This is a genomic window from Gelidibacter sp. (assembly GCF_035515035.1).
In the GTDB taxonomy this organism is placed as follows: domain Bacteria; phylum Bacteroidota; class Bacteroidia; order Flavobacteriales; family Flavobacteriaceae; genus Gelidibacter.
Map to the genome: position 1 here is coordinate 1 of NZ_DATJCA010000043.1, position 12,975 is coordinate 12,975.

The window sequence follows — 12,975 nt, forward strand, 5'->3', positions numbered from 1 at the left end:
TTTTCAGCCACATCTCGGATCAATACAGGATTACCATTTTGTGTAGAGACCACAGTATTTTCCAAATCTGAAATGCTACGCGCCAAGCCTTCGCCACGTATAAAATTGGCCTGATGGTTTTTTTCAATATACGCCCCTCCCGTGTTTGCGTTATTTTCGCTTAATGCTTCAAAGACCTGGCTCATAGTGAGACCAAAGCTTTTAAGTTTATCGGGATTAAGAGCTACTTCATATTGTTTTACATAACCACCAAAAGCATTTACTTCAACTACTCCGGGGACTAATGCCATTTGACGTTTTACAATCCAATCTTGGATGGTACGAAGCTCCATAGCATCGTATTTATCTTCATAGCCTTCTTTTACCTTTAGGGTGTATTGATAGATTTCGCCCAGACCTGTGGTTATAGGTGCCATGAACGGTGTTCCAAAGCCTTCGGGGATTTCTCCCTTTACTTCGGCTAACTTTTCTTGTACCAATTGCCGGGGAAGATAAGTCCCTGCTTCATCTTTAAAGACAATGGTTACTACGGACAGACCAAAACGAGAGACCGAACGCAGCTCGATTACATCGGGTAGGTTGGCCATTGCCAATTCTACTGGAAAGGTTACAAATTGCTCAATATCCTCCGTTCCCAAATTAGGGGCAGTTGTAATTACTTGAACTTGATTGTTGGTAATATCGGGTACGGAACCCAATTTTATAGTGGCCATAGACCAAATACCAGTACCTATAAGTACCACTATAAAGAGCCCAATAATAAATTTATTATTAATGGAAAATGAGATGATTTTATTAATCATAGAAAAAGTATTAATTCAGTTTAAACATCGCAATGCAAAGAGATGCAATGCGTTTATGATGCGATACTTACTTTGAAAAGCATCACGGTAGGATATAGCTATCCTAAAAAAACTGAATTATACTTTAGGGGGTTGGAAAAGCGATTCCAGATATCTGGAAGTGAAGTTTACTTTATGTAAGTTAAACTGTTTTTTATCTTCAAACTTTAGTCGATTGGTTAAAGCCGAACTGTTGTTCGCAATAATTAATACTAAAGGGTGACAACATTGATGATGGGGATGGACTGGTGTATTCTCCTTATCTGGGTTATTATGATGCCCTTCATTTTTTGCATCGTTGTCGATGTAATCTTCAACTACATATTCAAGGAAAGAGTCTCCATAAACTTTATGGTCTTGATAATGGGTAATAATGCTTGAAATTTCTTTAATTGGCCCACAAAAGTCCATATCAATGCTAATTCCCTGAAAAAAGGATAAAATAGACATTGATATAGAAAAGAATATTTTCATAAAGTTTCACAAAGATACAAATTAATCGATGCACAGGTTGTGCAAAGAAAATCAAACTTTATACATAGTATTTTCTTTTCAACCAAAATGAAACTCGAACTAAAAAGATAAGAACTGGAACTTCAACTAATGGACCCACCACTCCTGCAAAAGCTTGTCCAGAATTTAGTCCAAATACTGCTATAGCAACTGCAATCGCCAATTCAAAGTTATTTCCTGCTGCTGTAAATGAGACGGCTGCGTTTTCCTTATATGAGGCACCCATTGCTTTAGTAAAGAAAAAACTGATGATGAACATTAAACTAAAATAAATAATTAGAGGAACTGCAATAATTAAAACGTCCATTGGAATTTCAACAATTAACTCTCCTTTGAGCGAGAACATAATGACAATGGTAAATAATAACGCAATTAGCGTTATTGGTGAAATGGCAGGAATAAACTTTTCTGTGTACCACTTTTCTCCTTTTAACCTTACCAAAATCACTCTACTTAAAATTCCCATTAAAAAGGGTAGCCCCAAATAGATTGCTACACTTTCTGCCACCGTACCAATTGAGATTTCGACAATAGCCCCTTCAAATCCAAAATAAGGTGGAAGAACCGTTATAAAAATCCAAGCATAGAAACTATAGGCAAAAACTTGGAAAATACTATTTAAAGCGACCAAACCTGCTCCATATTCGCTATCTCCTTCAGCAAGGTCATTCCAAACCAAAACCATTGCGATACAGCGAGCCAATCCAATTAAAATAACGCCTACCATATATTCTGGATAATCACGTAAAAAAGTAATTGCCAAAACAAACATTAAAACGGGAGCAATTATCCAATTTAGAAAAAGTGAAATGGAAAGAATTTTAGTGTTTCTAAAAACTTTTGGCAAAAGAGCATAATTCACTTTAGCCAAAGGTGGATACATCATTAAGATTAATCCTATGGCTATGGGAATGTTAGTGGTGCCTCGACTCATTGAATCAACAATGCTTGGAAAGGATGGGAAGAAATATCCGATTCCCACGCCCAAGAGCATAGCAATGAATATCCATAGCGTTAAATAATTATTTAGAAAACTTATTTTTTTCATATATTTCTTGTGTTCAATTATTTAAAATGTCTTTTTGCTGCTCAATTACTCCGTTTATATTGCACGATAACTTTACAGTATTGTAGATTGTGCCAAATTTTTCAATATTCTTTTTTAGCAATGGGATATTTAAATTTTCATCGGAACTGTAAATAGTTAGCCTGTAATCTATGTTATCCATTTTCAAAGGTTTTTCCGTTCGTTTAGCTGACACATTTACTATGGCTTTTGAATAAGTAAACTTCATCATATCAGAAAATCGCTCGACATTTTTTAGCATACACGAAGCAAAAGCTCCTAAAAAAAGCTCGGCAGGATTAGGTAAAGTTTCAGCAGATTTTGAAGTTGTTCCAAAAGCTATATCATTTTGCTTTATTTGAATAGCAGCGTTTTTATTTGAAATTGATGATGCCCTAATTTGGTATTCCATAATTATTTCTATTTTGAATTAGTAGTTTTGAAAATAGTTAAGAAGCTTTTATCTGAGAGAAAATGTAAAATAGTTCGGTTGCAATTTGCAGACTTCTTTCATTATACTTTTCTGCTTGTTGTGGTGAATTGTCAAAAACTTTTGGGTCATCAAAAGTTATCGGAATGCGTTTTTCAGCACCTGGAACAAATGGACACGCTTCATTGGCTGAATCACAAGTCATAATTGAAGCAAATTCAGATTTCGGGTTAAAATCGTCATCCAATCTTTTTGAAAATCCGATTATTGGATGTTGGTTGTACGCATATTTAATGCTGTAAATTGGGTTCTCGTTTTGTGAAATAGTTCTAATCTGAAAACCCGAATTTTGCAAAGTTTCTGCGACCATTGGAAAAAGTGCTGTACTTTGTGTACCACCTGAATAACAGAATACATTTTTGATATTGAAATGATAAGCTAAAGTTTGTGCCCAAACCTGTGATAAATGACTTCTTCTCGAATTGTGAGTACAGATAAAGTTGATTCTAATTTCTTGATGGCTTGAAACTTTAGACTGAATAAATTCCGTTAGCGGCTGTAAATTTGCTTTACGTTCAACTGAAATTGTTTGAGGATTTAATCTCTTAATTACCTGGTCAATTTCTGAAAACAAAGTTGGTTTTGTTATTGGCATTTTCTTAATATTCAATTATTATTTTAGCAGCAGCCATCACCAGGCGTGCAAGATTCATTTTTTAGATCAGATAATTTTGCTTCTGGTTTTTCTTCAGGAATCCCACATTTATCTTTTGCCAAACAATCGGTTTGTTTATTGGTCAACAAAAAGTTTTTACCATCAAAGTCAAGTGCGAATTTCCCAATCGTATTACCTTGATATTCCACCTCAATATCTAAATCTTCAATCCCTAAAATGCGCTCGGATAGTTCAATGATGCTTAATAATTTTTCCGGATGCAATCTATGGTCATAGTCATTGGCGTTCCAAAGTTGAAAGTTTACTACCTTCTCGTTTCTCACGGTTCCGCCACAATCAATAAAATGCTTTGTGATCTTTCCAACTTCTGTTACGTGAAAGTGGTTGGGTACTAGTTCTCCATTTGGTAATTGGAAAGCAATCTTATCCAGTTTATTCAATTTGTTTTTAATTTCTGATAACTTCATTTCTTTATATTTATTTGTTTATTGCGATTTAACGATGAATTGAATGAAAAAATTTAGCAACAATCTGCTTTAGGAATGTCCTGATCTAAAAATTGATGCATTAATATTTTCATTTTAGTCCAGTTTTCACTGTCTATACAATAACAGACTTTGACACCTTCAACTGTTCCTTTAATTAGTCCTAAGGTTTTTAATTCTTTTAAATGTTGTGATATAGTAGGCTGGGCAAGACCAATTTCTTCGGATAAATCCCCGCAATAGCAAGCATCTATTTTAAATAATTGTTGTAAAATAGCTACTCGAGCAGGATGGCCGAAGACTTTTGCGAATAAAGCGATTTCTTTTTGTTGGTCTGTGTACATATTCTATATCTATTCAATGTTTAATTGCAATATTACGATTAATATTACAATTAAACAATTTGTTTTTTCCAGGCCTGGCGAAAAACAGCTCTTTTGTTTTTTAGAGAGTTGGGAGAGAGTGCTCCTTGTGAGGCAAACATTACCATAATTGCCAAGCCTAAAAAAATGGCTTGATCCTTGTCAAAAACGGCAAAATGTTTTTATCAATAAAGTTGTCTTTTGATAATCGTTTCGAAATATATCTTGTGCCCTGTGCCAAAACAAAAGGGACAAGTAATACCAAAACTATGCTTTCAAGCAAAACACTTGAATCAATTGTTACTATCGTTCATTAAGTAAACACAGCACGCCAAATCATATAAATTGTCGGGCTATTATGCTGAAGTTAGGGATGAGCGTATTCGTATTGGCGAGCAATAGATTATTTTGGTTTATTACGAAAGAACCATTGTAAACATTAATTTTATCCAACAGTCAACGATTATGAATATTTCCTATAAGCACAAAATAGTATAAAAACAATGCGGAAATTACCACAAATTTTATTGCAAGAATTCAATTGATTTTATCTCTTACTATCATTTGATTTACCAACGTTCTTATTTCTTTTATTTCTATGTTTTTGACACACCGGTTTTACTTATTTCCATAGATGCTTCTACATCTTCCTTGCATTTAAATAGATATAAAGTATTTCAAGAATAGAATAAACAACATAAATATGATTATAATACCAATCCAAATTATTTTGTCTTTTTTAGAAACGCTACTTTTTTTGGATCGTTCCTTGTTTTGCTTTTTCAGACGCTTTTTACTTCGATTTCCTGTCATACAAGGTCATTTTAATTAAATTTCTTCCATTCATTATTCATTTACTAATCCTTTTTATTTTATTCAATCACTTTAATCTTACCGTTAAGTTTTAAACCATAAATAGTACACCCATCAAAAGCAAAATGATTATTTATTCAAAATATGTTTTTTAACAATTGTTCCTAAATCCTTCTCGGAAAACCAGATGTCCTCTGGATGAAGATGAAGAACTGGCGCTTGTTCGCATTTATTATTACAATCCATTTGTTCAACTTCTATTTTGTTTTTCAGTTTGTATTTTTTTATATAGTAATCTAAAAGCTTTCCTTTTTTCTTTCGGCAGCTTGCACCGTTACACTGATAAATGACAGGTTTATTATTTTTAGAATTTTTCATAATATTAATATTTTAATAAATGTTTTTTAGGTCTTAAAAAGATGACCACCAACACTAATATTGCTAATGTAATAATGCATCCATAAAGGAAACTTTGATTTGGAAATGTAGTTCCCAAAAATCCTGCCAATGGATATGCAAATGCCCACCAGAGATGTGAAAACGCAAAATGAGAACCATAGACTTTACCCTGTTCTTCAATGGGAACGGTTTCTCCGATAAGTGTTTCGGATGGAATCTCCGCAAGACTTTGACCAAGTCCAGCAACAATCCATACAAGGAATAGCATTGAAAAATCGAGGTAATTGGCAAAACTTATGGCAACCCCTAAAATCAGAGCTCCAACAATAAGTGAGATGCGTCTTGATTTGGATTTATCAATTGCTCCAGAAATAAATGCTGCTACCATTGCACCAATAGCGAAAGCTGCCATTATAATTCCGTAATCTTTATCGGTAAGGTCCAATCCACCTTTGACCAATACGATGGTATTAACCAAAATAAGTGCACCAGCAACCGCAGAAACCAATTCAATAAATAATGCAAAGCGTACGTATTGATTGGAAAATAGTAGTCTAATTCCTTTTAAAACATCTTGCCACGTATTTGGTTGAATCTCACCTTCTACGTCGTTCGGAATAACATCCAACTTACTTTTTGGAAGGCTTAACAATAAAATACCCGCGATGACAAACGTAGCAGCATCGACAAAGAATATTTCCCTTGCACCGAACCAAATAGCCAAAATTCCGGCCAATCCTGGACCCAAAACTCCTAAAAGCTGATACGTAGCGGCCGATAAGCCTATGGCCTGTCGGTATAGTGATTTATCTACAATCTGCGGAATTATAGACCGATAGGTAGGACTAAAAAATGCATTGAAAATATTCATAAGAAAAATGAGGACATAAATTTGCCATTCTTCGGTTACAAAAGGCAAACAACCTACGATAACCATTCTAATAAAATGTGTGGTGTAGAGTATTTTCTTTCGGCTTATTCGATCTGCCAAGACACCTGCAAAAGGCGAAAATATAATGAATGCAGCAACTCGTAAAGTAAGGGCCGTTGCCAATATGACCGCAGCCCTCTCTTCACCAAACTGATATGCCAAAAGAGCCAATCCAACCCACGTAAAAGCATCGCCTAACAAACTAATGGTCTGTGCCAAATAAAGTTTAGCGAATAAACGGTTACGTAAAGCTTGAAATGGCTCTAATAGTTTTGACAGTTTCATCTTCTTTTAAGAAATAATGTTTTCTTCATTCAGATTGTGTTTCTTACGAATCACCAATTGATAAACACAAGGAATAACAACCAAGTTTAAAACCGTAGCCGAAAGCAAACCTCCCAAAATAACTACAGCCATCGGGCTTTGAATTTCACTTCCTGGCTCTCCGCCTTTTAAAGCTAATGGAATAAGCGCCAAACCTGTTGTAAAGGCAGTCATTAGGATTGGATTCAATCTGTCCAATGCGCCTGTTTTAATCAACTGAAATCCTTTCATTCCTTCCTTTCTCAAATCTTCATAACGAGAAACCAATAAGATTCCGTTACGAGTGGCTATTCCAAACAAACTAATAAAACCAATGGTTGCTGCAATGCTGATTATACCTGAAGTAAAATACACAATCAAGATACCACCAATTAGCGCTAATGGCAGGTTTATCAATACAACAAACGCCAATTTCACATCTTTAAATTCATAATACAGCAAAAGGAAAATTATTGCTATGGCGATAATTGCTGTTCCCAAAAGCAATTGTGATGCTTTAGATTCGCTTTCAAATTGTCCTCCATATTCCACACGGTAGCCTTCTGGCATATTCACATTGTTTGCAACCACTTCCTTTATTTCGTTTACCGCGCTTCGTAAATCTCTACCTTGAACATTGGCAGCCACTACAATTTTACGTTGTACATCCTCACGATTAATTGTGTTTGGACTGCTCACAGAAGCTACCGTTGCCAATTCGCCCAAAGTGGTTTGTCCGCCATTTGGTAAACTGATTAAGGTATTACCGATGTTTTCAATATTATCTCGAAATGGTTTTTCATACCGAACCACCAAATCAAAATATTGTTGTCCTTCGTAAATCTCACCAGCTTCTTCGCCAGCAAAAGCAATATCTACTTGTTCCATTAAATTGCCGACCGTCATACCGTAAGCAGATAAAATTTGACGTTTCGGTTGAATGCGTATTTGCGGCACTTCAATCTGTTGGTCTACTGCTACATCTGCCAAGCCATCAATATCTTTGATGCTCTGCTCTACACTTTTACCTACTTCAAACAAACGTTGCAAATCTGAACCAAAAATCTTTATTGCAATATTGGCACGTGTTCCGGAAAGCATATGGTCAATACGGTGTGCGATGGGTTGTCCCAAGGTTATATTAACACCTGGCGCAATACTCAATTTATTTCGGACTTCTTCAAAGAATTCTTCTTTGGTTTTGTCTTTCAAAATAAAGGGTACGTCAATTTCCGAAGCATTTACGCCTTGTGCGTGTTCATCCAATTCGGCACGACCTTGTCTCCGGGTAACAACTTCCACTTCTGGTAAATCCAATAAAATAGTTTCTATCAAATTTCCTGTTTTATTACTTTCTTCTAATGACATTGCCGGAGGACCAACTACGCTAATTACCAAAGAACCTTCGTTAAATTCTGGAAGAAAACTTCTTCCTAATTGGGTCAACACCAAAAGACTGATTATAAAGGCTATAATTGTGACTCCAATTATGGTTTTTGGAATTCTTGTAGCACGTTCCAAGAGGTTGCCATAATGTTTCTGTAACCAACGTTCCACACGTGTACCATCTGCCTGCTTGTTCAACAGCCTTTCGTTATTCAATAAATAAGAACACAAAATTGGTGTTACAGTTACAGCAACTACTAATGAAGTTAAAACCGACGTTACAAAAGCAATTCCCAATGGTTGTAGCAAACGTCCTTCCATTCCACTTAAAAAGAATAAGGGGATAAATGAAACAATAATAATCAAGGTTGCAATAATGATTGAACTTCGTATTTCCACCGATGCATCACGTACAACAGTTAATGTGGAAGCACGTTCTTCTTTTGGCTTTCGAATATTTTCTCGTAAGCGTTTATACACATTTTCTACATCGATAATCGCATCATCTACCAAGGCTCCAATGGCAATTGCCATACCTCCTAAACTCATTGTATTTATGGTATAACCCATCCATTTCAAAATGATGATAGATACCAATAATGAAATAGGAATTGCCAATAAGGATATTAAGGTTGTTCTCCAATTCATTAAAAATATGAAGAGAATAATCATCACAAAAAATGCACCTTCCAACAACGTCTGATTCAAATTACTGATGGAAGCATTAATAAAATCAGCTTGCCTAAAAATGTGATTTTTAATCTGAACGCCTTTTGGCAAGGTTTTTTCTAAATCTGCAATCGCTTCATCCAAGCTTTCTGTCAATTCCAAGGTGTTGACATCGGGTTGTTTTGCAATGGTTAGAATAACCGCTGGTTTAGCATTTAATGAACCATCGCCAATTTTGTCTGCAGCTCCAATTTGAACTGTTGCTACGTCGCTAATTTTTATGGTTTGTCCATTGACTTGTTTTAAAACCGCTTCCTGTAAATCTTCTATTGCATAAGCTCTACCACTTCCCTTTATGATATATTGATTACCATATTGGTTTATCACACCACCGGGTGCATTTGTGTTTGCTTCCTTAACCTTCTCTACGAGTTCTGAAAGACTAATGTTATAATGCTTCAGCTTTTCAGGATTCGCAAATACTTGGTATTGCTTATAATCGCCACCGATCACTACCACATTTGCAATACCGCCAATCGCCTTTATTCGTGGTCTAATTGTCCAATCTGATAAGGTCCGTAATTCCATTGGCGATAAACTATCAGACGTTACGCCCAAGAGCATTATTTCGCCCATAATGGATGAAATCGGCGCCATTGTTGGTGCTCCGATACCTTCGGGTAAGTTTTCACGAACCATCGGGATGCGTTCACTAACAATTTGTCGTGCCCGATAAATATCGGTTCCCCATTCAAATTCTATCCAAACAATGGAAACTCCCGCTGCTGATGACGAACGAATCCGTCTCACATTCGGCGAACCATTTAAGGCTGTTTCCAATTGATAGGTTACTAATTTTTCTACTTCTTCAGATTCCATTCCGTGCGCTTCGGTAAGGATTGTTACCGTTGGTGCTGTAAGGTCTGGGAATACGTCCACATTCATAGTGCGCGCATAATAAATGCCCAATACGCTCAATGCAACCGCGCCCAATAAAATGAGTAATCTATTGTGAAGTGAAATTGATAATATTTTGTTTAACATTTCTCTTCGTTTTTAATGTTCGTGACCGTGAGCAGGTGTTGAGCCTGACATTGAAGCCATTTTAACTTGGTAGGCTCCTTTTGTGACAACCACCTCGCCTACTTCCAAACCTTGTAGAATTTCTACATTTTCTCCATTGCGCTTTCCGATTTTCACAGGTCGTCTTTCAAAGCTTTCGCCTGAAAGTTGCACGATAACGGAATAACTTCCGTAATCTTCCAATAAAGCATTAACAGGAATCATTGTATTTTGGGTTGCGTTACCCATTGCAATTTGAACCTGCGTTAAGCTACCTTCTGGCATATCAACATCATCATTAACTTGCGCAAAAACTGAAATAAGTGGTTTGTTATTATCTACATCTTTAGCGATGGACAGGATTGAACCTCCAGATGTCGCGACATTACGCCATTGACCATCGTTGGTTTGATACCACACTTCTCGTGCATTATCCATAGTAAGCCCATAAGAAGGTGCTATTTGTGTTTTTAACACTCTGGATTGAAGCGTTCCTACCGTTACAACTGTTACGCCTTGGTCTACATAATCGCCATTGGCCACATTAATTGATGTGATGTACCCATCAAAAGGTGCACGAATTTGTTTGCCACCACCAGATACTCCAGACGAGAGACTTTGGTAATTAGATTTTGCAATGTTGTAATTGCTTTCAACTTTTTCAAATTCTGCTTTGGGAACAATTTTAGATTCAAATAATTCCTTTTTTCGTTCGTATTCCGCTTTAGATTGCTCAAAATTAGAGCGTGCATTGGCAATTTCGGTACTCAAATTATTAGACGACAAACCTTGACTGCTAATATTGATTAATAATTGCCCTTGTTTTACCTGCGTTCCTTCCGTGAGATTGCTCACAGCAAAATCCACTACACCGTTGGATTTAGCTACCAATGTTTTTACTGAACCTGATGCAGGCATCCAAACACCAGACGTGTTGATGACATCGTAAATTTTACCGGAAACGACAGGTGCAGTCTGAAAATCAATTTTCCAAGCCTGTTCTTTCAAAAACGAAATGTTCCCATCATCTTCGGCTACACCCAAGGCTTTTATGGCTTCGTCTGTATTGGCATAGACAGTAACATCATCTATCGTGATTTTATCTGAAAATTCGGGTGTCGTTAATTCAAAAACCAATTGATAGTTTCCGGCTTCTTTCGGTTGAATGGTAGGCGAAAATATACCTGGCGATGAAGGTGCTTCGACTGTACTGCGAATACCATCATCGCCTTTAATTAAACTAACCGTAACCGAACCTTCGCGAACGGGCTGATGCTTGTCCAACACCGTAAAGTGAGCTGCAAATCTGCTTGGATTGCCTACTATTAAAGCAGGGAACTCTACAAATAATTCAGTTCTATCCGTCCAAATGGTATAATCTAAACGTGGCATTTCTTCTCCAGCGTGAGTTCCATCAGGATTATGTGCGTGTGCGTCTTCTGCCTTGTTATTACAGGACATTGCCAAAAAGGCGAGCACTATTATTATATATTTCATCTTTTATATCTTTTATGTTTTTAATGGTCGTGGTGTTCTGCACCATCATCGTGTTTGTGGGTTTCGGAAGCATCATCTGAATGATTACCGTTTGAATCGTTGTCGTGCCCGTGGTCGTTTGTCTTTGTTTCCTTAGAATCTTTTCCTACTTGAAATTCCTCTTGCTCTACGGTTTCATCACTCATATGACTACCATCGGCGTTGTGTTCGTGACCATGATCGTCATTACTTTCGGTTTTTGTTTCTCTGCAAGAGGTTACAAGAAAAGTTGATGCGATTGCTATTGTGAATATTATTTTTGAAATCTTCATAATTTTATCTTTTAGAGATTTATAATTGATGTTTTAATAATTGTGCTTGAAGCAATTGCAATTCCTTTTCCATTTGCAACATTTTATCTGAAGCATTTCGGTAAAACTGAAGCTCTACGTAGTAATCCATAAACGAATATTCGCCCAACATATAAGTCTTAAAAAGCAGTTGTTCGCTATTTAAATTGCCCATTGTGGTTTGATACTCATTAAATTTTTCGAGCATCAATTCGTATCGATTATATGTTTGCTGAAATTGTGCGTAAAGCGAGGCAGTAATCACTTGAGTGTTCGATTGCTGATAGTCATAATCAGCTTCGGCAGCTTTTACTTTGTTCTTGCTACTCCAAAGCGGAATGGAAAGACCGCCATAAAAACCAGAATAATTACTACCGGCAACCCCTTGGTAGTTATAGCCAAGTGCCACATTGGGCAACACTTTGTTTTTTTCCAATTTTATTTTTTGAAGCGAAGCTTCTTCATTGGCTTTCAATTCTTGCAATTGAGGGTCATTTGTCAATTTTTCCCGCCAAAGATTTTCAATTGTTCCAATTTCGGCGGTCAAAACTATTTGTGATGAAATTCCGTCAATACGATTCCCACCGTTCAAAGTTTTGAGTTTAGACATCAGAATTTGAATATCGCTATCAATCTGTTCAACAACAAACTGTTCTTGAATCCAAGCGATTTTCGCCTTGTTCAAATCTAAAATGCCTACTTGCTCTTTGTCAAAAAGTTCTTGAATTTGGTCGAAAACCTGCTTGCTTTGGGTTCTCCTTTCGGTTTCAATCACTTTTTGTTTTTGTAAGAAGGTAAGTTCCAAAAGAATGCCCTTTGCTTGCAATAAGACTTCTTGTCTTTTTGTTGAATAGGCTGACGATAACTGTTGGGATTTAGATGCGTTCCACTTGTTACGAGAACCATATACAGAAGGAAATTCAAAGGATTGTGAAATTTCATATTCGGTATATTCTCCGGTTGCATTATCGCCAAAGGGCAAATAATAGCCAGAAAGCTGTGGGTCGGGTAAATTATTGGTGCTCTTGTTTTCGAGTTGCTGACTTTCAATAAATGATTGGTAGCCTTTTAACTCAGTGTTGTTCTGTTCTATTTCATTAAGTAGCTCCCCAATATTTTTATCCTGTGAGAAAGCATTAATAAAGAACAGGCATCCGCAAATTGCGAACACGATGTGTTTATTCATTGTTTGAAATTTTAGGTTTAATCTGA

13 protein-coding genes are annotated in these 12,975 nt (G+C 36.4%); all 13 read right to left on the reverse strand.

Annotated features, from left to right (window positions below):
* On the reverse strand, positions 1 to 803 hold an 803-nt coding region (locus tag VLZ86_RS03545; RefSeq protein ID WP_325448794.1), incomplete at its 3' end, for an efflux RND transporter permease subunit.
* A 117-nt stretch (positions 804 to 920) separates the two neighbouring features.
* A complete protein-coding gene (locus VLZ86_RS03550; protein WP_325448796.1) occupies positions 921 to 1,316 on the reverse strand; it encodes a hypothetical protein in 396 nt (131 codons plus the stop codon).
* A gap of 58 nt (positions 1,317 to 1,374) precedes the next feature.
* Positions 1,375 to 2,403: an ACR3 family arsenite efflux transporter gene (gene arsB, locus VLZ86_RS03555; protein ID WP_325448798.1), complete on the reverse strand. Its 1,029-nt coding sequence runs from the start codon at positions 2,401 to 2,403 to the stop codon at positions 1,375 to 1,377.
* A 13-nt stretch (positions 2,404 to 2,416) separates the two neighbouring features.
* On the reverse strand, positions 2,417 to 2,833 hold the full coding sequence (locus tag VLZ86_RS03560; protein ID WP_325448800.1) for an OsmC family protein: 417 nt from the start codon (positions 2,831 to 2,833) through the stop codon (positions 2,417 to 2,419).
* 37 nt (positions 2,834 to 2,870) lie between these two features.
* Positions 2,871 to 3,506: a protein-tyrosine-phosphatase gene (locus VLZ86_RS03565; RefSeq protein WP_325448802.1), complete on the reverse strand. Its 636-nt coding sequence runs from the start codon at positions 3,504 to 3,506 to the stop codon at positions 2,871 to 2,873.
* A 23-nt stretch (positions 3,507 to 3,529) separates the two neighbouring features.
* Entirely contained in the window at positions 3,530 to 3,994 is a 465-nt protein-coding gene (locus tag VLZ86_RS03570) for a DUF6428 family protein (protein ID WP_325448804.1), read from the reverse strand.
* 53 nt (positions 3,995 to 4,047) lie between these two features.
* Positions 4,048 to 4,356, reverse strand: coding sequence for a metalloregulator ArsR/SmtB family transcription factor (locus tag VLZ86_RS03575; protein WP_325448806.1), 309 nt, complete (start codon positions 4,354 to 4,356; stop codon positions 4,048 to 4,050).
* 960 nt (positions 4,357 to 5,316) lie between these two features.
* Positions 5,317 to 5,565, reverse strand: coding sequence for a (2Fe-2S) ferredoxin domain-containing protein (locus VLZ86_RS03580; protein ID WP_325448809.1), 249 nt, complete (start codon positions 5,563 to 5,565; stop codon positions 5,317 to 5,319).
* Between the two features lie 4 nt (positions 5,566 to 5,569).
* Positions 5,570 to 6,802: an MFS transporter gene (locus tag VLZ86_RS03585; RefSeq protein ID WP_325448811.1), complete on the reverse strand. Its 1,233-nt coding sequence runs from the start codon at positions 6,800 to 6,802 to the stop codon at positions 5,570 to 5,572.
* A 6-nt stretch (positions 6,803 to 6,808) separates the two neighbouring features.
* Positions 6,809 to 9,919, reverse strand: coding sequence for an efflux RND transporter permease subunit (locus VLZ86_RS03590; protein WP_325448813.1), 3,111 nt, complete (start codon positions 9,917 to 9,919; stop codon positions 6,809 to 6,811).
* 12 nt (positions 9,920 to 9,931) lie between these two features.
* Entirely contained in the window at positions 9,932 to 11,434 is a 1,503-nt protein-coding gene (locus VLZ86_RS03595; protein ID WP_325448815.1) for an efflux RND transporter periplasmic adaptor subunit, read from the reverse strand.
* A gap of 20 nt (positions 11,435 to 11,454) precedes the next feature.
* Complete coding sequence (locus VLZ86_RS03600) at positions 11,455 to 11,745, reverse strand: hypothetical protein (RefSeq protein WP_325448817.1); 291 nt, start codon at positions 11,743 to 11,745, stop codon at positions 11,455 to 11,457.
* A 19-nt stretch (positions 11,746 to 11,764) separates the two neighbouring features.
* A complete protein-coding gene (locus VLZ86_RS03605) occupies positions 11,765 to 12,949 on the reverse strand; it encodes a TolC family protein (protein WP_325448819.1) in 1,185 nt (394 codons plus the stop codon).
* Between the last annotated feature and the right edge of the window lie 26 nt (positions 12,950 to 12,975).